This window comes from Mesorhizobium australafricanum, from assembly GCF_033977265.1.
In the GTDB taxonomy this organism is placed as follows: Bacteria; Pseudomonadota; Alphaproteobacteria; order Rhizobiales; family Rhizobiaceae; genus Mesorhizobium; species Mesorhizobium australafricanum.
On sequence record NZ_JAVIIT010000001.1, the window covers coordinates 85,340 to 106,393 of the forward strand.

Below are 21,054 nucleotides of genomic sequence, written 5' to 3' on the forward strand. Positions count from 1 at the left end.
TCCTCACGCAGCCTTGGCGACCGGCATGTCGGCCGTGCGGCGGAAGTGCTCGATCGCCGCGGCCACGCCTGAACCAGGCGCAAGGCGCACGCCGCAATCCAGCAACGCCATTTCGGCGGCCGACAGCGAGGCCAGCACCATCACCTCATTCAGCCAGCCGAGATGGCCGATGCGGAAGACTTTGCCGGCCACCTTGTTGAGGCCACCGCCAAGCGAGGTCTGGTAGGTCCCGAAGGCGCGCTTGACGACGTTTGCGCTGTCGATGCCTTCCGGCACCAGGATCGCGCTCACCGTGTCGGAGTGCCATTGCGGTGTCTTGGCGCACAGCTTCAGCCCCCAGGCGTCGACGGCCTTGCGCACGCCTTCGGCCAGCCGATGGTGGCGGGCGAAGATGTTTTCCAGCCCTTCCTCGGCAATGAGGTCGAGCGAGGCGCGCAGGCCGCGCAGCAACTGCGTCGCCGGCGTATAGGGGAAATAGCCGGCATCGTTGGTGCGGATCATGTCCTCGAAGGAAAAGTAGCAGTGCCGGTGCGTCGCGACCCGTGAAGCGGCAAGGGCCTTCTTGCTGACCGACAGGAAGCCGAGGCCGGCGGGCAGCATGAAGCCCTTCTGCGAGCCGCTGACGGCACAGTCGACGCCCCATTCCTCCTGGCGGAAATCGATCGAGCCGATCGAGGAGACGCCGTCGACGAAAAGCAGGGCAGGGTGGTTCACCGCGTCGAGCGCGGCGCGGCAGCCGGCGACATCGCTGGTGACGCCGGTCGCGGTCTCGTTCTGGGTGCAGAAGACAGCCTTGATGCGGTGCGCCTTGTCGGCGCGAAGCTTCTCGGCATAGAGCTCGAGCGGGACGCCGGTGCCCCATTCGCAATCGATGACGTCGACTTCGAAGCCGAGCCGCTCGGCCATGTCGACCCACAGATGCGAGAACTGGCCGAAGCGCGACATCAGCACCTTGTCACCCGGGCTGAGCACATTGGTCATCGCCGCTTCCCAGGCGCCGGTGCCGGAGGAGGGGTAGATGAAGACCCGGCCGGTCTCGTTCTTGAAGACCTTTTTGATGTCCTCGAACAGCGGCAGCGTCAGGTTGGGGAAGGAGGAGGCGCGCATATCCTCCATCGGCAGGTTCATGGCCTGCCGGACTTGTTCCGGAATGTTGGTGGGTCCCGGGATGAAAAGATGCGTGAACCCAGCCATGCGCGAAACTCCTCCGACCGTTTGGGATTGTGGAGGAAGTTTCGTCTTGGCGAGGCTCGCCAACAACACCTTGCCGGGTAAGTTGTTGGCCCTTGCGGGTGGGATGGTCCTACCCGGTCGGACTACCCGATAGGCGGTTTGGACGGGCGGCGTTTCTCGCTCGAATAGAGCGCGACGGCCATGGCGCGGTTGCGCACGTCCAGCTTGTCGTAGAGATTCTTCAGGTGGTACTTCACCGTGTTCTCGGAAATCCCGGTCCGCGTCGCGATCTGCAGGTTGGTCCAGCCGTCGGAAAGCACCGCGAGCAATTCGCGCTCGCGCACGGTGAGCCGGGACAATGGCGTGTCGTTGACCTTGTTGATGTCGATATAGGGGATGCAGATGCGGCCATGCGCGACCGCCAGGATCGTCTCGAAGATCACCGGCGGATCGTCGAACTGGAAGCAGTAGCCCTGGGCGCCGAGGCGCACGCATTGCTTCAGGATGCCGATGTCGTGGTCGTTGGAAAAAACCGTGATGCGCACGCCAAGCTGGCGGCTCTGGACTTCCGTTAGGACGTCGGCGCCATCCATATCGGCGAGCTTCCAGCCGATGACGGCGACATCGAATTGCGTGGTGGCGGCCAGCTCCAGGAATTGCGTGCCGCTTTGCACGGCGCCGAGCAGATCGAAGCGGCCGTCGCATTCCAGCATTTCGCGCAGCGCCGAAACAACGAGCGGATTGCGCTCGGCGACGACCACGCGAACGCGCCGATCGGTATTTGCCTCGTTGGTCTTTGCGGACTCGATGTTCAAGGGCAGCGTTTGTCCTGGGGCCGTTGAGCGATGCGCTGATCCTGCTGGATGATGCATCATGACAATTCTGCCTCAATGGGGAAGGGGTGCTCTTTCCCCAGCGACATGCGCTGTCGCGTCGGCTGAAGCGATCGTCACACCTGAGGCGCGTGGTAAGTCAGCGGCTCCGGGGCAAGATCACCGCGATATTTCCTCGGCTATTCCGGGCTCTAGCGCGACATCTTCCCAAGACGAATCTCATCGCAGCGCTATCTGCCGCAAAGGTCTGAGATTTCTCCGAAAGCGGTTTCCCGTTCTCGGGGTCATGCGCTAGACCTGATTTGATACCCTTCGGGATTCTGATGGCGGGAGGCGCTGGTGGAAGGCCAGGACACACAGACGACCGGCGCCGCGCCCGCCGAGGAGCAGCACGCCGACATCTATGGCGAGGACGGCGCCGTTCTCGCCGCTTTCCTCGCCCGGATCGGCGCGGCGATCGCCGACCGCGACACGATCACCCTCAAGCGCGAAGTCGATGACCTGCACCAGTCGGAGCTTGGCGACGTGCTGGAGGCGCTTCATCCCGAACAGCGCCGGGCGCTGGTCGAGTTGCTCGGCTCCGATTTCGATTTCTCCGCGCTGACCGAAGTCGACGAAGCGATCCGCATGGACATCGTCGACAATCTGCCGAATGCGCAGATCGCGCAGGCAGTGCAGGAACTCGATTCCGACGATGCCGTCTACATCCTCGAGGACCTGGAGAAGGAAGACCAGGACGAGATCCTGTCGCAGCTGCCGTTCACCGAGCGCATCAGGCTGCGGCGCGCCCTCGATTATCCGGAAGAGACGGCCGGCCGGCGCATGCAGACCGAGTTTGTCGCCGTGCCGCCGTTCTGGACGATCGGCCAAACCATCGACTACCTGCGCGAGGACAAGGACCTTCCCGAGCGCTTCAGCCAGATCTTCGTCATCGATCCGAGCTTCAAGCTGGTCGGCGCCATCGACCTCGACCAGATCCTGCGCACCAAGCGTGCGGTCAAGGTCCAGGACGTCATGCATGAGACCCTGCATGCGATCCCGGCTACGATGGACCAGGAAGAGGCGGCGCGGGAGTTCGAACAATACAACCTGCTCTCCGCCGCCGTGGTCGACGAGAACGAGCGGCTGGTCGGCGTGCTCACCATCGACGACGTGGTCGACGTCATCCAGGAGGAGGCGGAGGAAGACCTTCTGCGCATGGGCGGCGTCGGCGACGAAGAACTGTCCGACAGGGTGCTCGCCACCTCACGCTCGCGCGTGCCCTGGCTGCTGGTCAATCTGTTCACCGCCTTCCTCGCCGCTTCGGTCATCGGCCTGTTCGATCGCACGATCGAGCATATCGTGGCACTTGCGGTGCTGATGCCGATCGTCGCCGGCATGGGCGGCAATGCCGGTTCGCAGACCATGACGGTGACCGTGCGGGCGCTGGCGACCAAGGATCTCGATATCTACAACGCCACCCGCATCATCCGCCGCGAGCTGGGTGTCGGCTTCATCAACGGCATCGTCTTTGCCGTGCTTATCGGCATGGTCGCCGGCTTCTGGTTCCGCGACCCCAATCTGGGCGGGATCATCGCTGCAGCGATGATCATCAACATGTTCGCCGCCGCGCTTGCCGGGATACTCATCCCGCTGGTGCTCGACCGCTTCAAGATCGATCCGGCGGTGGCCTCGGCTGTCTTCGTCACAGCGGTTACCGATTGTGTCGGCTTTTTTGCCTTTCTCGGATTGGCGACATGGTGGTTTAGCGTGCCCTAAACCAACAAGCCGGCGTTAATTGACTTTTACGTAAGTGCCGTGCGAGGTTGCCCCGGGGTCACGTGCCGATTCCGGCGCGGGATGGGTCAAATCGGAGGGAAGGGCGACGCTCCAGGCGGCGATGCCCGGGCTTGGGAGCTGGGATGCGGGAATATTATACGATCACCGAGCTGACACGCGAATTCGACGTGTCGACGCGGACGCTGCGTTTTTACGAGGACGAAGGGCTAGTGCAGCCGGTCAGGCGCGGCCGCACACGGCTGTTTCGCCCATCCGACCGGCATCTCATTCGCCAGATCATGCGGGGAAAAAGGCTCGGCTTCTCGATCAACGAGATCCGCGAGATCATCCAGATGTACAAGGAGCCGCCCGGCGAGGTAGGCCAGCTCAAGCTGATGATCAAGCGCATAGAGGAGAAGCGCGAGGACCTGCGCCAGAAGCGGCGCGACCTGGAAGAGACGCTGGCCGAGCTGGACCAGGCGGAAGAGTCCTGCGTGGAGCGGCTGGCCGAGCTGGGTGTTAATACCTAAGCAGAGCTACCACAGCAAACGTTGGCGATTAGCCGAAGCGCTTCGCAACGTCGTCATCCTAGGGCGAAGCAAGGAGCGAAGCGACGCGCGCAGACCCTAGGATCCATGCCGTGACGCTAAGGCGTTGCAACGATTACAGAATTCTGCTCCGCTTCGTTCTCCGACCAGGTCACGGCATGGATCCTCGGGTCAAGCCCGAGGATGACGACATTCGGATCGCTTGGGCTAATCGCCGAGGTCAGCGATCTGTTTTTTATGCCTTAGCGAACCGCCATGGGAAAGAGGCCGAGCCAGCTCAAATCCAGCGCCGCACCCGCTTGGCGTAATCGCGGTACTTCTTGCCGAACTTCGCCGTCAGGATCTTTTCTTCCTTCTCGATCGCAAGCTTCTGCGTGGCGAAGGCGGCGAGGAAGGCAAAGAGCAGGAACCAGGCGATGCCGGTGATGAAGGCAACGCCGATCAGCAGCAGCGTGTTGGCGAGATACATCGGGTTGCGGGTGATGCCGAAGGGGCCCGATGTCACTAGATGGTCGGGCTCGGCGTTGGGATCGAGCGTCGTCTTGGCCCTGAACATGGCTCGGATCGCCGTGATCCACAGCATGGCCACGCCGAACAGCGCCACCCAGCCGACGCCGAACAGGAGATCGCCGAAGATGTCGCCGATCCAAGGCAGCGGATAGAGCAGGCCAAGGACGACGCTGAGCGCGATCGCCACGACATAGATCACCGGCGGCCAGGGAATGATCCCGTGTCTGGGCTTTGCGATGCCTGTCATTGCTGCCCTCCCTCCATCTCGTCCTCCGTCGCGGCGGTACAGGTGCCCGCCAGATCGGCCAGATGCGATTTCCAGGTGCTGGACTGGTCGTTGCCGTAGAGCTTGTCGAGAGACCCTTCGCCTTTCAGCGTGTCCAGCATGCAGCCACAATAGCTGGAACAGAACTTGCTGTCCCGCTGCTGTTCGCACTGTACCTGGCACGCCGGCAGGAAGCCGGCTTCCTTGTCCTGGGGAGCGGCGGGCATGACCTGCGCGAACAGCCACACCGAACCGAACAGAAGCGGCTGGTGGATGAGGTAGAAGGCGAGGCTGTGCCGGCCGATGAAGATCAGCGGGTTGGACCAGCGGCCGGGCACCCATGTTGCCAACCGGGAGAGCAGGCCGGATGAGGAGGCGAGCTTCACCGCGGCGATACCGAGCAGAACAGGGCCGAACCAGGGGAAGAGCGGCACATAGTCGTTGGACCGCGGGTTGGTGGCGGAAAGGCCCACCCACCACAGTGCCGGATGGTCGAAGAGTTCCGAGCGCAGATGGTAAGGCGCTGCAATGACCGCCGCGGCAATAATGGCCGTCAGCAGCCAGGGCAGCCTGAGAAAGGCGAGGCCGAGCAGGCTGGCGAGTGCGATCTCATGCAGTATGCCGAAGAAGATGAAGCCGTCCGGGGTGACGAAATAAGTGACGGCGGAGATGGCGATCGCCGCCACGGCGACCATGGCAAAACGCTTCCAGAAGCCAGGCCAGCGGATCTGCCGGCCATGGGCGAGAAAAAGGCTGACGCCGACCAGGAACAGGAAGGTCGAGGCAATGCAGCGCGCGTAAAACCTCCACCAGCCGAAAGCCGTGAGGGCTGGTGTGGTGTAGCCGAAGTTTTCGAGGTCCCAGGTGAAGTGGTAGCTCGCCATCGCAAGCAGCGCGACGCCGCGCAGGATGTCGATGGCTTGGATGCGGCGGTGCTTTGTAGTGTCCTGAACAGGTTCGCCGGTCGTTTGAAGGCTCATCGTCACGCAATCCGATTCAGTCGAGCCGAATGACTATCACGGTTCAAGTGGGCGACAGAAGCAGGCAGCCATCAACGCGTTTCATGGCAGCCATGAAATTCCGCTTTAGGCCAGCGGCGGAAAGCCTTTGACAGGCTTCGCTTTTCGGCCTCTCGGGGTCGGTTTACTGCTAATGGCCGGCAGCTCGTCCGGCCAGATTTGACGGGTGATTCACGTCTCGGAGGGCCGATGTCCACCCATGTGCGCCATCCGATCTGGCTTCCGGCCCTGCGGCCGGCGGATGCGCGCACCTTCGCCTCGCTCTACGCGGTGGAGTCCTTCGCCCGCGCCACCATCTCCAGCGTGATCCCGATCCAGGCCTACGAGATCCTGCACAACGAACGGATCGTCTCGATCCTCTACACCATCGTGTCGCTGATGGGCCTTTCGGTCACGCTGTTCATGCCGATGCTGATCCGCCGCTTCGCGCGACGCTGGGTCTATACGGCCGGCTGCGTGTTGCTGGCGATCGGCTCCGCCTTCTTCGTTACCCACACGCTGGCCGGACAGATCGCCGGCATGCTTTGCCGCGTCATGGGAGCGAGCGCGCTGTCGATCACGCTCAACCTCTACATCATGGATCACATCCGCAAGACCGACTTCATGCAGGCGGAATCGCTGCGCATGGCCTGGTCGATGTTTGCCTGGACGGGCGGGCCGACGCTCGGCATCTTCCTCTACACCCACTTCGGCATCTATGCCGCGCATGGCGCGGTCGTGGTGTTTGCCTTCGCGCTGCTTTGCCTGTTCTGGTTCTACCGGTTGACCGACAACCAGTCTATCCGGCCCGGCAAGTCGCGCCCCGCCAATCCGCTTGCCAATATCGGCCGCTTCGTCGCGCAACCGAGGCTGCGGCTCGCCTGGCTAATCGCCTTCGGCCGCTCCTGCTTCTGGACGACTTTCTTCGTCTATGGTCCGCTGTTCATGGTGATCACCGGCCAGGGCGAGCTTGCCGGCGGTTTGCTGGTTTCGGCCGGCAATGCGCTTTTGTTCATGGCAATCTTCTGGGGCAGGGCGGGCAGGCGTTTCGGTGGGCGGCGGGTCATGACCTTCGCCTATTTCGCCATGGCGGCCGTGCTGCTTGCGGCGGGCGGCGTCGGCGAGGCCGCGCCGCTCCTCACCGGCGCGCTGCTGCTCCTTGGCGCCTTGTTCACCATCGCGCTCGACGCGCTCGGCTCGACCGCTTTCATGCGCTCGGTGCGCTCCTACGAGAAGGCGCAGATGGCGGCGGTCTACCGCACCTATCTCGACTTCTCCGAACTGACGCCGCCGCTGGTCTATTCGGTTGTTTTGACCTTCTTCGGCCTCGGTTCGGTGTTCGTCACGCTCGGCATCCTGGCCGCTTTCTGCGGCTTCGTCACCTGGCGCTATCTGCCGAAGTCGTTTTGATCCGGGCTGATATGCGGCGTGGCGCTCGCGCACCACCCGGGCAAAGGAGTTGTCAATTGCCGGCTTCCCCCGATTGTGGCGGCTGCGCGGGGACCTTAAGGTCACGCGCATGTATCCAAGAACCATGTCGCTTACCGAGGAACTGGTCGCCCGCTGTTTTCGCGCGGTCGAGGATGCGGGACCGGACCCCGACGCGGCGCATCTGGATGACAGTGACTATGAGGCGATGCTCGACGCGTTCGAGGCGCAACTGCCGGCGACCGAGCCGCTTTGGCTGTTCGGCTACGGCTCGCTGATCTGGAAGCCGGAGATCGAGCATACCGAGGAACGCGTGGCGCTGGCGCGTGGCTGGCACCGTTCCTTCTGCATGAAGATGACGCGCTGGCGCGGCACCAAGCAGAGCCCCGGCCTGATGATGGCGCTGGATCGCGGCGGCCAGTGCAAGGGCGTTGCCTTCCGGCTGGCCGACGGCAACCGAAGGCAAGCGCTGGACAAGCTTTTCCGGCGCGAGATGACATTGAAGCCGACGAGCTACTGGCCGCGTCTGTTGCAGCTTTCGACCGACAAAGGACCGCTGCGGGCGCTGGCCTTCGTCATCAACCGCCAAGGCACCACCTATGCCGGCCCGCTCAGCGAGGAGGAAGTGGTAGAGAGGCTTGCGACATCCTGCGGCCATTGGGGATCGGGCGCCGACTATCTCTACAGCACGGTGAGGAATCTCGAGCAGCGCGGCATCCATGACGCGCATTTGTGGCGGCTGCAGCAACTGGTCGCCGCCCGGATCGCGGCTTCGTAAGAACTCGTGGCGCAATCGCGCCGTGGGGTGGCGGAATTTGGTTTGCCGGTGGTTTTGCTTCTGCCTAAAGTCGCGACCCGTCAGCCTTGTGGCCGCGACAGGATTTCATCCGAGTAAAAAAGGCAGGGAATGACCGGCGCGATAGCCGCGACAGGCAATAAAGCTTCCGATCGGAAACTGACCTTCATCCTGGGCGGCGCGCGCTCGGGCAAGAGCTCGCATGCCGAGAGCCTGACGACCGCCCATCGATCGCCCTGGGCCTACATCGCCACGGCGCAAGCCTATGACGATGAGATGCGCGAGCGCATAGCGCTGCATCGCTCGCGGCGCGGCGAAGGCTGGGTCACGGTCGATGCGCCGCTCGACCTGGTTGGCGCGATCGAGGCCTTGCCGGATCACCAGCCTGTGCTGATCGATTGCCTGACGCTGTGGCTCACCAATCACATGCTGGCCGAACATGATGTCGAGGCCGAGTGCCGCCGGCTGGCGGATGTGCTGTCGCGGCCGCGTGGGCCGTGGTTCGTGGTCTCGAACGAGGTCGGTCTCGGCATCGTGCCCGACAATGCGCTGGCGCGCCGGTTCCGCGACGCTGCCGGCCGGCTCAACCAGCAGGTCGCGGCCGCGGCCGACAATGTGTTGATGATGGTGGCGGGGCTGCCGCTCAAGGTGAAGTGACATGGCCGAAATCGAAGATAAGGACGCCGAGCGCCATCGCGCCAAGATGGCCAAGCGCAAGGCGGTGCAGGATGCCGAGGTGGCCGGCAAGACGATCGAGAAGGGGCTTTTGATCGTCAACACCGGGCCGGGCAAGGGCAAGACCACAGCCGCCTTCGGCCTGGCGCTCAGGATGCTGGGCTATGGCAAGCGCGTCGGCGTCGTCCAGTTCATCAAGGGCAAATGGCACACCGGCGAAAAGGATGCTTTCGCGGCTTTCGGCGACCGTGTCGTCTGGCATGCGATGGGCGAAGGGTTCACCTGGGAGACCCAGGACCTGAAGCGCGACATCGCCGCCGCCGAAGCCGCCTGGGCCAGGGCGCTCGAGCTGATGGCCGATCTGTCGATCAGCCTCGTGGTGCTCGACGAACTCAACATCGCGCTGCGCTACGACTATCTCGATCTGGAAAAAGTGGTCGCGGCGCTAAAAGCGCGCCGGGAAGATTTGCATGTGATCGTCACCGGCCGCAACGCCAAGCAACTGCTCATCGAGGCGGCTGATCTGGTCACTGAAATGGGGCAGACCAAGCATCATTTCTCGGCGGGCGTAAAAGCCCAGCAGGGAATTGAATTTTAGCCGCCGATCAAAATGGTCAAATAGATCACCACCGCCGAGAGGACCGCGAACAGGCCGAGCAGCAGCCAGTCTGCCGTGCGGTAGAGCTTCAGCGCCTGGCGAATGTCGGTGCTTTCGGCCTCGCGGCGGCCGCCTTCGCCCATGAAGGCGTCCTCGACGACCTCCCCGCCATAGCTGCGCGGGCCGGCGAGCGAAAGCCCGAGCGCGCCGGCCATCGCGGCTTCCGGCCAGCCGGCATTGGGCGAGCGATGCTTCCTTGCGTCGCGCCGCATGACCTGCCAGGCGCCGCGCGGATCGGCGCCCGGGACAAGAAAGGCCGCCAGCACGATCAGCAGGCCGGTGAGCCGCGATGCGGGCAGGTTGATCAAATCGTCGAAGCGGGCGGCGGCCCGGCCGAAGGCCTTATATTGCGGCGTGCGGTGGCCGATCATCGAATCGGCGGTGTTGGCGGCCTTGTATGCCGCACCTCCGCCTAAGCCGCCGATGCCGGTCCAGAAGGCGGGCGCGACGATGCCGTCGGAGAAGTTTTCGGCCAGGCTTTCGATGGCGGCGCGCGCAACGCCTGCCTTGTCGAGCTTTTCGGGATCGCGGCCGACGATGCGCGAAACGGCGATGCGGCCGAGCGCCAGGCCGCCGGTCTCCAGCGCGTCGGCGACGTTCTCGACATGTTCGGCGAGGCTTTTTTGCGAAAGCAGCGAAGAACCGAGGATGACCGCGATGACCAGGCCCGACGGAAAGATCAGCCAGAGCAGGACATGCAGCGCCAGGCCGATGACGCCGGGCACCAGCAAAATGACGAGCAGAGCCTGAACGCCGCGGCGGCGACGCAATTCGTCGGAATCTGTGGCGCGGTTGAGCCGGCGATCGAGAAAGGATATCAGCCTGCCGATCCAGGTTACCGGATGGCCGATAGCGTTGAACAGCCAGTCCGGATAGCCAAGGGCACGTTCGACGGCGAGTGACAGGAAAGCGATCAGGATCGACATGAAGCTTCTAAGCGGAGCGATTGCAGCGGTTGATCATGGCGGCAGCCTTGGCCGCGCAAGCGCGCTTTTTCCTCATGCACCAAAACCTTTCGTGGACCTCTCGACGGGTATCAATCCGCACTCCTATCCGCTTTTCGAATTGCCCGCCACCGCCCTATCCCGACTGCCGGAGGCAGGACAACTGCGTGAATTGGCCGAAATTGCGGCTACGGCCTATGGCGCGCCGTCGGCGGCGCATGTGGCAGCGGCGCCCGGCACGCAGATTCTGCTGCCGCGCGTCGCTTCGCTGGTGCGGCCCGGCAAGGCGCTGGTGCTCGGCCCGACCTATGCCGAACACGCCCGGGCCGCGGCCATCGCCGGCCATGCCGTCGCCGAAGTCAGTGATTTCGACGCGCTGGTCGAGGCGGACCTCGCGGTGCTGGTCAATCCCAACAACCCGGACGGGCGGGTGATCGAAAAGGCTCGCCTGCTTGACCTTGCCGCGCGGCTTCGTGCCAAGGGCGGCCTGCTCGTCGTCGACGAGGCTTTCATGGATGTCGGTCCCACTCAGCAAAGCCTGGCCGGCGATGTCGGGGCGGGCGGCATCGTCGTGCTGCGCTCGTTCGGCAAATTCTTCGGCTTGGCGGGTGTTCGGCTCGGCTTCGCGCTGGCGGATGCGCTGACGGCCGAGCGGCTGGATGCGCAACTGGGACCTTGGGCCGTGGCCGGCCCGGCGCTCGAATATGGCATCCGCGCCTTGTCGGATGCGGAGTGGCAAGACGATATGCGGCAACGCCTGGCGCAAGATGCCGCGCGGCTCGACACGTTGCTTGACCGATACGATGTTCCGGTCGCCGGCGGCACCAGCCTGTTCCGCTTTGTGTCGTTTCCCGAAGCGCCAAGCCTGTTTTCGGCACTTGGTTCGAGCGGCGTGCTGGTGCGTCATTTCGCCGAGCGGCCGCAGGTCCTGCGCATCGGTCTGCCGGGCGACGAGGCGGAATGGCAGCGCGTTGAAAGTGCCCTTGCCGCATGGGCCGCGCGGCGCGAGGATGCGAACAGGGAGTTTGGACGATGATCCACGTCTGTTCGCTGTCGAAGGTCGACGAAACCGTGGCAAGGACCGGTGCGCAGCGATTGCTTTCGCTGCTTGCCGCCGGCACCGAAGTGATCCGCCCGGCCTCGATCCTGGCGGAAAACCATTTGCACCTCGTCATGCACGACATTGCCGTGGCGCAGGAAGGCATGACCATGCCCGGCGAGGAGCATGTCCGCGCTTTGCTCGACTTCGCTTACCGCTGGGACCGCGTGAAGCCGCTGGTGGTGCATTGCTATGCCGGTGTCAGCCGCTCGACCGCGTCGGCCTACATCATCGCAGCAGCGCTGGCGCCTAGGCGCGACGAGGCGGAACTCGCCAAGACGCTGCGTTTTCTCTCGCCGACCGCAACACCCAATCCACGGCTGATAGCCGTCGCCGACATGCTGCTTCAGCGCGACGGCCGCATGATCGCGGCAATCGAGGCGATCGGCCGCGGCGCCGATGCTTTCGAAGGGGTCCCCTTCGAGCTTACTCTTGAAAGTTGAGCTGGCGCTTTTGACTACGACAGCCAATCGGCAAGCTTCGCCTTACGCACGTCCTTGACCAGGCTGATAAAACCGTCGGCCTGCATTTCCGCCGTCAGGCGGCCCTTCTCGGCCGTGGCGATCGAGGCATCGCCAACCACGCCGTTCGGATTGAGGTCGCTGGCGATCCAGGCGAAGGCGTGCGTTCCGGTGTGGCGCAGCATGGCGAATTCCTTTTCGGCACGAGCGACATTGGAGACGAAATTGTCGGCCTTGCTCATGTCGACCAGGTCGGGCCGGAAGTGCAGCATCAGGGAGGTCTCGACATCGCCGCCATGGATGCCGTGACGGTCCTCGAGCTCGGTATACATGCCGGCCGGGCGGCCGAAGCGCTGCCAGCTCGTCTTCACCGACAGCATTTTGGCACGCACGCGCAATTCGCGCGAAATGATGCCCATGATCTCTTCATTGCCGCCATGCGAATTGACGACGATCAGCTTTCTGACCCCGGCGCGGGCGACCGACAGGCCGAGTTCGGTCCAGGCGTCGACCAAGGTGGTGGCGGGCAAAGTGAGCGTTCCCGGCGCATGCAGGTGCTCGTTCGACTTGCCGACCGCCTGCACCGGCAGGATGCGGATGTCGAGATCGTCGGGCAGGCGCGCGATCACCGTCTCCAGCATGCCCATCATGATCGAGGTATCGGTCGAGACCGGCAGATGCGGGCCATGCTGCTCTATCGCCGCGACCGGCAGCACGGCGATGGTCGCTTCGGCGTCGATCGAGGCATATTCAGTCGTCCGGTAGTCGCCCCACCACACACGTCTTGTCGTCACTTTTCGTCTCCCGGTCGTCTAACTGAGGTGATCTAAGGCGCCTCACGGTTGCGGGCAACAGCTAGCCTGCCGCCAGAACTTCCACTTCGACCTTGAATTCCGGGCGAGCGAAACCGGAGACGATCATCAGCGTCGAGGCCGGCGCCGGGTCGGAAAAAAGCCGATTACGAACATCCATGTAGGCCTGCAGATGTTCGCGGCCGGTGACGAAGGCGTTGATGCGCACGATGTCGTTCAGCGTCAGGCCGGCTTCGCTCAAGATAGCGGCGATGTTCTTGAAACACAGCTCCGTCTGCGCGCCGGCGTCTTCCGGCACGGCGTCATCCGCGCCGATGCCCAATTGACCGGAGCACAGCACCAGGCGTTTCCCGGCGGGGATTTCGACGCCGTGGCTGTAGCGGGCAAAGGGCGGCTTGATCGACTTGGGCGTCAGATATTTGAGCATGGCATTCCCCTGTTCGCCGCCAGACTAAGGCTCGATTCATGAAAGCTTCAAGATGCGGTGCATGCCGCCAGGAGCGATTATGGACAGGCGTTCAAAAAATAGGCACGATGCCTCGCGCACAGCATGACCCCTTCCGGTCTTGGCAAATGACTGCCGCGCAAGCAGGCGGCCCAGGCGGTGGCATGTGTCTTGCTTCTTGAACAAATGGTGTCGAGCCCAGCGCGCAGCGCGCCGGAGCCAAGAGAGGGTGATGTTTATGGTCGGAAAAGAAAAGATCCTGGCGGGCGCTGCCGCCCTGCTTGCTGCCAGCACGCTGGGTGCGGCCGCGAACGAGAAGGTGACGTTCGGCACCAACTGGCTGGCCGAGCCGGAGCATGGCGGCTACTACCAGGCCGTGGCCGACGGCACCTATGCCGCCTGCGGCCTCGACGTCACCATCATGCAGGGTGGCCCGCAGGTCAGTGGCCGGCCGATGCTGCTGGCCGGCAAGATCGATTTCTACATGGGCGGCAATCTGCTCTCGGCCTTCGACGCCGTGCAGCAAGGCATTCCGATGCGTGTCGTCGCGTCCGACTTCCAGAAGGACCCGCAGGTTATCATGTCCCAGCCGGGGCAGGGGCTGGACAAGTGGGAGGACCTCAAGAACGCCGACCAGTACATCATGGGCGACGAGGGCGCGCAGACCTTCTTCCAGTGGATGGTCACCGACCTCGGCTACGATGCCGCCAAGCGCGTGCCCTATACGTTCAATCCGGCCCCCTTCATCGCCAACAAGAAATCGATCCAGCAGGGCTATGTGACCTCCGAGCCGTTCGCCGTGCAGAAGCAGGGCGGCTTCGTGCCGAACCAGTTCCTGCTCGCCGACCATGGCTGGGATACCTATGCGACGACCATCGAGGTGATGCAGGACACGATCGACAAGCGGCCGGAGGTGGTGCAGTGCTTCGTCGATGGCTCGGCCAAGGGCTGGTACAAATACCTCTACGGCGACAACAAGGCCGCCAACGACATGATCAAGAAGGACAATCCGGACATGACGGATGAGCAGATCGCCTTCTCGATCGAGCAGATGAAGAAGTTCGGCGTCGTCGATTCCGGCGATTCGGAAAAGCTCGGCATCGGCACCATGAACGAAGCCCGCATCCAGAGTTTCTACGACAAGATGGTCAAGGCCAAAGTCGCGCAACCGGGCATCGACATCAAGAAGGCCTATACGCTCGCCTTCATCAACAAGGGCGTCGGGCTGGAGCTGAAGAAGTAGGGCGGCCTGCCTGAGATGATCCAGGAAAAAGTGGCGAAGACGCCGGCGGCATCGGGCGAAACCCCGATGCTGCTGTCGTTGCGCGGTGTCGGCAAGGTCTTTTCCAACGGCGTGACAGCGCTGAGCAAGGTCGACCTGGCGATCCGCGAGGGCGATTTCCTCAGCCTGCTCGGCCCGTCCGGCTGCGGCAAGTCGACGGCGCTGCGGCTGATCGCCGGCCTGTCGACGCCGACCTCCGGCCAGCTCGACTGGCGCGGCTCGATCGACCGCTCGAACATCGGTTTCGTTTTCCAGGAGCCGACTCTGCTGCCCTGGGCCAGCGTCTTCGACAATGTCTGGCTGCCGCTCAGGCTCAAGGGCGTGTCGCGCGCCAAGGCGCAACCTGCCGTGATGGCGATGCTGTCGCGCGTCCATCTCACCGGCTTTGAGAACGCCGTGCCGCGCGAGCTTTCCGGCGGCATGAAGATGCGCGTATCGATTGCGCGCGCCATGGTGACGAAGCCGCGCATCCTTCTGATGGACGAGCCCTTCGCCGCGCTCGACGAGATCACCCGCTTCAAGCTCAACAACGATCTTCTGGAGCTTTGGCAGGACGAGCGCTTCACCGTCGTCTTCGTCACCCACAGCGTCTTCGAGAGCGTGTTCCTGTCCAGCCGCGTCGTCGTCATGGCCGCGCGTCCGGGCCGTGTCTTTGGCGAACTCCCGGTCGATGCGCCTTATCCGCGCGACGAAGTGTTCCGTACCTCACCCGACTACGCGGCACTTTGCCGGCAGGCCTCGGACGTGCTGGTGAATGCCATCAACTCTACCGCCGGACCGCACCATGACGGCCATTGAAGACACCACGTTGAAGCTCGATCCGGAAGAGGCGCGCCGCGCTCGTCAGGAGCGATTGGAGCGGATCGGCAAATGGGTGCTGCCGCTTGCGATCATGGTGCTGGCGATCGTGCTGTGGGACCGCATCTGCGTCTGGAACGAGATCCCGCAATATATCCTGCCGCGCCCTGGCGTGGTGCTGCAGACGCTGCATAGCGATGCCGGTTTGCTGTTCTCCTCGCTGCTGGTGACGCTCAGGATCACCTTCCTCAGCTTGGCTCTCGCGGTCATCGGCGGCGTCGGGCTGGCGGTGCTGTTCGCGCAGTCGAAATGGGTGGAGATGTCGTTCTTCCCCTTCGCCATAGTGCTGCAGGTGACGCCGATCGTCGCCATCTTCCCGCTGATCAACATCTATGTGAACAACCAGACGGTCAAACTGCTGCTGTGCGCCTGGATCGTCGCCTTCTTCCCGATCCTCTCCAACACCACGCTCGGGCTGAATTCGGTCGACCGAAACTTACGCGACATGTTCAAGCTCAACGGTGCGACGCGCTGGCAGCAATTGCGCTATCTGCGACTGCCGGCGGCGATGCCCTATTTCCTCGGCGGGTTGAAGATCGCCGGCGGCTTGTCGCTGATCGGCGCGGTCGTGGCCGAATTCGTCGCCGGCGCGCAGGGGCAGTCCTCCGGGCTCGCCTCACGCATCATCGAGGCCGGCTACCGGCTCAACGCGCCACGCCTGTTCGCGGCGCTGATCCTGATCTCGCTCACAGGCATCCTGATTTTCCTGGTGCTGTCGCTGGTGTCGCATCTCATCCTGCGCCGCTGGCACGAGAGCGCGCTCAAGCAGGAGCGCTAGGTGGGTGACGTGATTGAGAACGGCGAGGGGCTGCTTGGGCCAGAGATACGGCGACCAGCTGTGCGGAGACATCGCGAACAGTTTTGCACCGCCGCTAAGCTCGAAAGGAACGGCATGGATCCTCGGGTCTGCGCGTCCGCTTCGCTCCCGCTCCGCCCGTGGATGACGAAGGACAGGAAGGCATATGCAAATCGCCAACGCTGGAGATTGGTAGGAACCCCGGTATCCCCGACGTTTGCGATTGGTGGCGGCATCCTTTCTCTTCGTCATCCTAGGGCGGAGCGGGAGCGAAGCGGACGCGCAGACCCTAGGATCCATGCCGTTCCCTTCGAGCTTAGCAGCGGTGCAAAACTGTTCGCGATGTCTCCGCACGGCCGTTCGCTGTGTCTCCGATCCAACCGACCCCTTTGGAGAACGGTGCTGCATAGGATAGCGGGGGGCAGGCCTTGATACCAACCACTGGTTCTTATCGCCTGGCTAACGTTCGGCTTCATCGATCGCTCACGCCGGGTCTTGCCGCGCCGTTCGACGCCGACGGTTTCACGCTCGCCGATATCGCAGTGGCCGACGGCAAGATCGCGTGCATCGAAACGCCCGGAAGATCGGCACCAGCCGATGCGATCGACCTTGCCGGCCGCATCGTGCTGCCGTGCTTTGTCGACTGCCACACCCATATCGACAAGGGCCATATCTGGCCGCGAAAACCCAATCCCGACGGCACCTTCATGGGGGCGCTCAATGCCACCGGTGCCGACCGGACCGCGCGTTGGAGCGCGGAGGACGTCGCGCGGCGCATGGATTTCTCGCTGCGTTCGGCCTACGCGCACGGCACCAAGGCCTTGCGCACGCATCTCGACAGCGTGCCGCCGCAGGAGGAAATCTCCTGGCCGGTGTTCGAGACGATGCGGGAAAAATGGCGCGGCAGGATCGAGCTGCAGGCCGCCTGCCTGCTCGGCATCGAAGGCGTCCGCGACAAGAAATGGTTCGAGCGGCTGGCGAAGCGCGTCGCCGCGGCCAAGGGCGTGCTCGGCGTCGTCACCTATATGGTGCCTGATCTTGAGGAACTGCTCGACCAGGTTTTCGCGCAGGCGATCAAGCACGGGCTCGATCTCGATTTCCATGCCGACGAGACCGACGATGTAGCCGCCATCTCGCTCAAGAAGATCGCTGAGGCTTCGCTTTGGAACGGTTTTGAGGGCAACATCCTGGTCGGCCATTGCTGCTCGCTGGCGCGCCAGCCGGACCTCGAGGTGCTCGACACGCTCGACAAGGTGGCGAAGGCGGGGCTCGCCGTGGTGTCGCTGCCGATGTGCAACCTCTATCTGCAGGACCGCCGCAACAATCACACGACCCCGCGCTGGCGCGGCGTGACGCTGCTGCATGAGATGAAGGCGCGCGGCATCAAGGTGGCGGTCGCTTCCGACAACACGCGCGACCCGTTCTACGCCTATGGCGATCTCGACATGTTGGAAGTCTACCGCATGGCGACGCGCATCCTGCATTTCGACCATCCGGTCGGCGACTGGCCGCGAGCCGTGGCGGCAACACCGGCCGAGGTGATGCGGCTTGAGGGCGCCGGCGTGCTTGCCGCCGGCGGCAGCGCCGACTTCATCGTCTTCAAGGGACGGAGCTGGACCGAATTGCTGTCGCGGCCCGAATCGGATCGCATCGTGGTGCGCGAGGGCAGGGCGATCGAACGCCAACTGCCCGACTATGCCGAACTCGACGAATTGATGGTGGGATGATGGATATCGCAGCGCTGAAGCGCGATCTCGACGGGATCAAGGTCGACGACCATCCGGCCATCGTCCAGCAAAAGAGCCGCGACTTCTACTGGTACAGCCCGGTGCTGAAGGCGCAGCTCGATCATGTCACCGGCGACCTGATCGTCACGCCGAAGAGCGAGGACGAGGTCATCCGTGTGCTTGCTGCCTGCCACAGGCACGGCGTTCCGGTGACGCCGCGCGGCAGCGGCACCGGCAATTACGGGCAGGCGATGCCTTTGTCGGGCGGCGTGGTGCTCAACCTCGCCGAGATGAACGAGATCAAGACGATCGCGCCGGGACGCGTGGTGACCGGGCCGGGCGCTGTGCTGGCCGAGATCGACAAGGCGACGCGGGCGCATTCCGGGCAGGAGCTGAGGCTTTCGCCATCGACCTACAACACTGCCTCGATCGGCGGCTTCATCGCCGGTGGTTCGGGCGGCGTCGGCTCGATCAATTTCGGCGGCTTGCGCGATTTCGGCAATGTGCTGCGCCTGCGCGTCGTGACCATGGAGGGCGAACCGAAGGCGCTCGAGCTCACCGGCGAGGACCTTCACAAGGTCACGCATGCCTACGGCACCAACGGCATCATCACCGAGGTCGAGATGCCGCTGACCGCCGCCTATGAATGGGTCGACGTCATCGTCGGCTTCGACACCTTTATGGGGGCCGCCCGTTACGGCAACGCGATTGCCTGCCAGGACGGCATCCTGACCAAGCTGATCACGCCGATCGCAGCACCGGTGCCGCAGCTCTATTTCAAGCGGCACCAAAAGTTCCTGCGCGAAGGGCAGAGCATCTGCGTCGTCATGGTCGCGAGGCACGGGCTCGACGCCTTTCTGGCCTTCACCCGGCGCACCGGCGGCGAGGTCATCTTCAATGCGGCAACCGCGACGGATGAGGACAAGAAAGGCCTGCCGCCGGCCTACGAGCTTGCCTGGAACCACACGACGCTGAGGGCACTGCGCGTCGATCCGTCGATCACCTACCTGCAGTCGCTCTACCCGTTTCCCAACCAGCTCGCGCTGGTCGAGAAGATGGACGCGATGTTTCCGGGCGAGGTGTTCTCGCATCTGGAATTCGTGCGGCTCGACGGCAACATCACCTGCTTCGGGCTGCCGCTGGTCAAGTTCACCACCGAAGCGCGGCTGGACGAGATCGTCCGCCTGCATGAGGCGAATGGCTGCCCGATCTTCAACCCGCATCGCTACACGCTGGAAGAGGGCGGCATGAAGCAGACCGACGAGATCCAGCTTGCCTTCAAGCGCGAGACCGATCCACAAGGCCTGCTCAACCCCGGCAAGATGATCGCCTGGGAAAATCCTGACTATGATTATCGCTCCGGTCGGACTTTTTTATTCAAGGGGTTGCAGAAGGCGAGTTGATTATGACAAGCGTGCGGCGCTGTACCCCCCTCTGGCCTGCCGGCTGCGGCCCTTCGCTGCCGCTTCGGGCGTTCGTCGCTCGGAAAGCCAAGCAATTGGCTTTCCGTCGGCTTCGCCGACCACTCCTCACCCCCCTCAAGGGGGGAGATTATTCGCCCCGCCGCTTCCGCCAATCTCCGACCTTGGAAGGACAGGCGAGGCGCCGAAACTGCCAATCTCCCCCCTTGAGGGGGAGATGCCCGGCAGGGCAGAGGGGGGTGCCTCGCGCTGACCTGCGGAATGTTCTCCTGTGAACGTCCTCGTCCTCTACGCCCATCCGGTGGAGACCAGCTTCAATGCCGGCCTGCACCGGACGATCGTCGAGCGGCTGTCGGTGGCGGGCCATGCGGTCGACGATTGCGATCTCTACGCCGAGGATTTCGACCCGCGGCTGACGCGCGCCGAGCGGCTCGGCTACCACGACCGGCGCGGACCCGACGATGCGGTGGCCGGCTACGTGGAAAGGCTTCAGAGAGCCGAAGCGCTGGTGCTTTCCTATCCGGTCTGGAACTACGGCTTTCCGGCGATCCTGAAGGGCTTCTTCGATCGCGTCTTCCTGCCTGGCGTGTCGTTCAAATTGATCAATGGCAAGGTCCAGCCGTCGCTGCACAACATAGGCAAGGTGTCGGCGGTCACCACCTATGGCGGCAGCCGGTTCCGCGCCATGCTGATGGGCGATCCACCGCGCAAGCTGATCAAGCGCATGCTGCGCGCCACGGTGAAGCCGGGCGCGTCGGTGACCTATCTCGCGCATTATTCGATGAACTTGTCTTCGGACCAGACGCGACAGGCCTTCATGGCCAAGGTCGCGGCCAGCATGGACAGCTTCTGATGCGCGCGCTGGTGGTCTACTGCCATCCGGTGCCGGAGAGCTTTTGCGCCGCGATCCGCGACACCGCCGTGGAGGTGCTGACGCGAAGAGGCTGGGAGGTGCGGCTGCTCGACCTCTATGCCGAGAAATTCGACCCGGTGATGAGCTGCGAAGAGCGGCGCTTCTACAATGACCGCGCGCCTCAGGATCCGGCGCTGAAGCCGCATTTCGAATTGCTCAACTGGGCCCAGGCGATCCTCTTCATCTATCCGACCTGGTGGTACGGTTTGCCGGCGATGCTGAAGGGTTGGTTCGATCGCGTGTGGGCAACCGACATTGCCTTCCAGCTGCCGGCCGGAAGGGGCCGCATCAAATCGCTGATGACGCATGTCACCAAGGTCGGCGTCATCACCACCTGCGGCGCGCCGACCTGGTGGAGCGTCGTCGTCGGCCAGCCGGGGCGCAGGACGATCCTGCGCGGCATGCGGGCACTCTGCGCCACGCGCTGCAAGACGTTCTTCCTGGCGCATTATCTGATGGATGCCTCGACGCCGAAGAGCCGGGCGGTGTTTCTTGGGAAGGTAAGGGCGAGGTTGGAGAGGTTTTGAGCGATTAGCGTCCTTCTCCCCGTTCAACGGGGAGAAGATGCCGGCAGGCAGATGAGGGGCGGCGCGAACCTACGACATTTGGCGCTGCCCCTCATCCGCCCTTCGGGCACCTTCTCCCCGTTGAACG

At 63.6% G+C, this 21,054-nt stretch carries 22 protein-coding genes; 15 read left to right on the plus strand and 7 right to left on the minus strand.

The window, feature by feature from the left end; genetic code table 11:
* Positions 1–3 precede the first annotated feature (3 nt).
* Both RFM98_RS00470 and RFM98_RS00475 read right to left on the minus strand, forming a co-directional pair.
* On the minus strand, positions 4–1,194 hold the full coding sequence (locus RFM98_RS00470; RefSeq protein WP_320307002.1) for an aminotransferase class V-fold PLP-dependent enzyme: 1,191 nt from the start codon (positions 1,192–1,194) through the stop codon (positions 4–6).
* A 122-nt stretch (positions 1,195–1,316) separates the two neighbouring features.
* The gene (locus tag RFM98_RS00475; protein ID WP_320307003.1) at positions 1,317–1,988 is read right to left on the minus strand and encodes a LuxR C-terminal-related transcriptional regulator; all 672 of its coding nucleotides are present in this window, start codon (positions 1,986–1,988) and stop codon (positions 1,317–1,319) included.
* Positions 1,989–2,345: 357 nt separating this feature from the next.
* On the opposite strand from RFM98_RS00475, the gene mgtE reads away from it, so the two are divergent.
* Positions 2,346–3,764 (plus strand): magnesium transporter, encoded by a 1,419-nt coding sequence (gene mgtE, locus RFM98_RS00480; protein ID WP_320307004.1) that lies wholly within the window; start codon positions 2,346–2,348, stop codon positions 3,762–3,764.
* A 143-nt stretch (positions 3,765–3,907) separates the two neighbouring features.
* Positions 3,908–4,294 (plus strand): MerR family transcriptional regulator, encoded by a 387-nt coding sequence (locus RFM98_RS00485; protein WP_027168973.1) that lies wholly within the window; start codon positions 3,908–3,910, stop codon positions 4,292–4,294.
* Between the two features lie 295 nt (positions 4,295–4,589).
* Here RFM98_RS00485 and RFM98_RS00490 read toward each other — a convergent pair whose 3' ends face one another.
* Positions 4,590–5,069: a methyltransferase family protein gene (locus RFM98_RS00490; RefSeq protein WP_320307005.1), complete on the minus strand. Its 480-nt coding sequence runs from the start codon at positions 5,067–5,069 to the stop codon at positions 4,590–4,592.
* Entirely contained in the window at positions 5,066–6,067 is a 1,002-nt protein-coding gene (locus RFM98_RS00495) for an acetyltransferase domain-containing protein (protein ID WP_320307006.1), read from the minus strand. The genes RFM98_RS00490 and RFM98_RS00495 overlap by 4 nt, the downstream gene beginning before the upstream one ends.
* Positions 6,068–6,295: 228 nt before the next feature.
* Here RFM98_RS00495 and RFM98_RS00500 point away from each other — a divergent pair, with 228 nt between their 5' ends.
* From RFM98_RS00500 to cobO, 4 genes are all read left to right on the plus strand, one after another.
* Complete coding sequence (locus RFM98_RS00500; protein WP_320307007.1) at positions 6,296–7,495, plus strand: MFS transporter; 1,200 nt, start codon at positions 6,296–6,298, stop codon at positions 7,493–7,495.
* A 109-nt stretch (positions 7,496–7,604) separates the two neighbouring features.
* Positions 7,605–8,291, plus strand: coding sequence for a gamma-glutamylcyclotransferase (locus RFM98_RS00505; RefSeq protein WP_320307008.1), 687 nt, complete (start codon positions 7,605–7,607; stop codon positions 8,289–8,291).
* A gap of 129 nt (positions 8,292–8,420) precedes the next feature.
* Positions 8,421–8,966 carry a bifunctional adenosylcobinamide kinase/adenosylcobinamide-phosphate guanylyltransferase gene (gene cobU / locus RFM98_RS00510; RefSeq protein ID WP_320307009.1) on the plus strand — a complete coding sequence of 182 codons (546 nt, stop codon included), beginning with the start codon at positions 8,421–8,423 and terminating at the stop codon, positions 8,964–8,966.
* Between the two features lies 1 nt (position 8,967).
* Positions 8,968–9,582 carry a cob(I)yrinic acid a,c-diamide adenosyltransferase gene (cobO, locus tag RFM98_RS00515; protein ID WP_320307010.1) on the plus strand — a complete coding sequence of 205 codons (615 nt, stop codon included), beginning with the start codon at positions 8,968–8,970 and terminating at the stop codon, positions 9,580–9,582.
* Here cobO and cbiB read toward each other — a convergent pair.
* A complete protein-coding gene (gene cbiB / locus RFM98_RS00520) occupies positions 9,579–10,568 on the minus strand; it encodes an adenosylcobinamide-phosphate synthase CbiB (RefSeq protein WP_320307011.1) in 990 nt (329 codons plus the stop codon). The two genes, cobO and cbiB, sit on opposite strands and share 4 nt — an antisense overlap.
* On the opposite strand from cbiB, the gene cobD reads away from it, so the two are divergent.
* Together cobD and RFM98_RS00530 are read left to right on the plus strand one after the other, a co-directional pair.
* Positions 10,567–11,622: a threonine-phosphate decarboxylase CobD gene (gene cobD / locus RFM98_RS00525; RefSeq protein WP_320307012.1), complete on the plus strand. Its 1,056-nt coding sequence runs from the start codon at positions 10,567–10,569 to the stop codon at positions 11,620–11,622. The genes cbiB and cobD overlap by 2 nt on opposite strands.
* Positions 11,619–12,128 (plus strand): tyrosine phosphatase family protein, encoded by a 510-nt coding sequence (locus RFM98_RS00530; RefSeq protein ID WP_320307013.1) that lies wholly within the window; start codon positions 11,619–11,621, stop codon positions 12,126–12,128. Before cobD ends, RFM98_RS00530 begins: the two co-directional genes overlap by 4 nt.
* A 14-nt stretch (positions 12,129–12,142) precedes the next feature.
* On the opposite strand, the gene RFM98_RS00535 is transcribed toward RFM98_RS00530, so the two are convergent.
* Both RFM98_RS00535 and RFM98_RS00540 read right to left on the minus strand, forming a co-directional pair.
* Positions 12,143–12,940 carry a creatininase family protein gene (locus RFM98_RS00535; protein ID WP_320307014.1) on the minus strand — a complete coding sequence of 266 codons (798 nt, stop codon included), beginning with the start codon at positions 12,938–12,940 and terminating at the stop codon, positions 12,143–12,145.
* A 61-nt stretch (positions 12,941–13,001) separates the two neighbouring features.
* A complete protein-coding gene (locus RFM98_RS00540) occupies positions 13,002–13,385 on the minus strand; it encodes a RidA family protein (protein WP_320307015.1) in 384 nt (127 codons plus the stop codon).
* Between the two features lie 256 nt (positions 13,386–13,641).
* On the opposite strand from RFM98_RS00540, the gene RFM98_RS00545 reads away from it, so the two are divergent.
* The 7 genes from RFM98_RS00545 (at position 13,642) to RFM98_RS00575 (ending at position 20,927) form a co-directional block, all read left to right on the plus strand.
* The gene (locus RFM98_RS00545; RefSeq protein WP_320307016.1) at positions 13,642–14,646 is read left to right on the plus strand and encodes an ABC transporter substrate-binding protein; all 1,005 of its coding nucleotides are present in this window, start codon (positions 13,642–13,644) and stop codon (positions 14,644–14,646) included.
* 15 nt (positions 14,647–14,661) lie between these two features.
* Positions 14,662–15,483 (plus strand): ABC transporter ATP-binding protein, encoded by an 822-nt coding sequence (locus RFM98_RS00550; protein WP_320307017.1) that lies wholly within the window; start codon positions 14,662–14,664, stop codon positions 15,481–15,483.
* Complete coding sequence (locus RFM98_RS00555) at positions 15,470–16,321, plus strand: ABC transporter permease (RefSeq protein ID WP_320307018.1); 852 nt, start codon at positions 15,470–15,472, stop codon at positions 16,319–16,321. The genes RFM98_RS00550 and RFM98_RS00555 overlap by 14 nt, the downstream gene beginning before the upstream one ends.
* 446 nt (positions 16,322–16,767) lie before the next feature.
* Positions 16,768–18,066: a cytosine deaminase gene (locus RFM98_RS00560; RefSeq protein ID WP_320307019.1), complete on the plus strand. Its 1,299-nt coding sequence runs from the start codon at positions 16,768–16,770 to the stop codon at positions 18,064–18,066.
* On the plus strand, positions 18,066–19,469 hold the full coding sequence (locus RFM98_RS00565; RefSeq protein ID WP_320307527.1) for an FAD-binding oxidoreductase: 1,404 nt from the start codon (positions 18,066–18,068) through the stop codon (positions 19,467–19,469). The genes RFM98_RS00560 and RFM98_RS00565 overlap by 1 nt, the downstream gene beginning before the upstream one ends.
* Before the next feature lie 289 nt (positions 19,470–19,758).
* Positions 19,759–20,340: an NAD(P)H-dependent oxidoreductase gene (locus RFM98_RS00570; RefSeq protein WP_320307020.1), complete on the plus strand. Its 582-nt coding sequence runs from the start codon at positions 19,759–19,761 to the stop codon at positions 20,338–20,340.
* Positions 20,340–20,927, plus strand: coding sequence for an NAD(P)H-dependent oxidoreductase (locus tag RFM98_RS00575; RefSeq protein ID WP_320307021.1), 588 nt, complete (start codon positions 20,340–20,342; stop codon positions 20,925–20,927). Before RFM98_RS00570 ends, RFM98_RS00575 begins: the two co-directional genes overlap by 1 nt.
* The last annotated feature ends 127 nt before the right edge of the window (positions 20,928–21,054 follow it).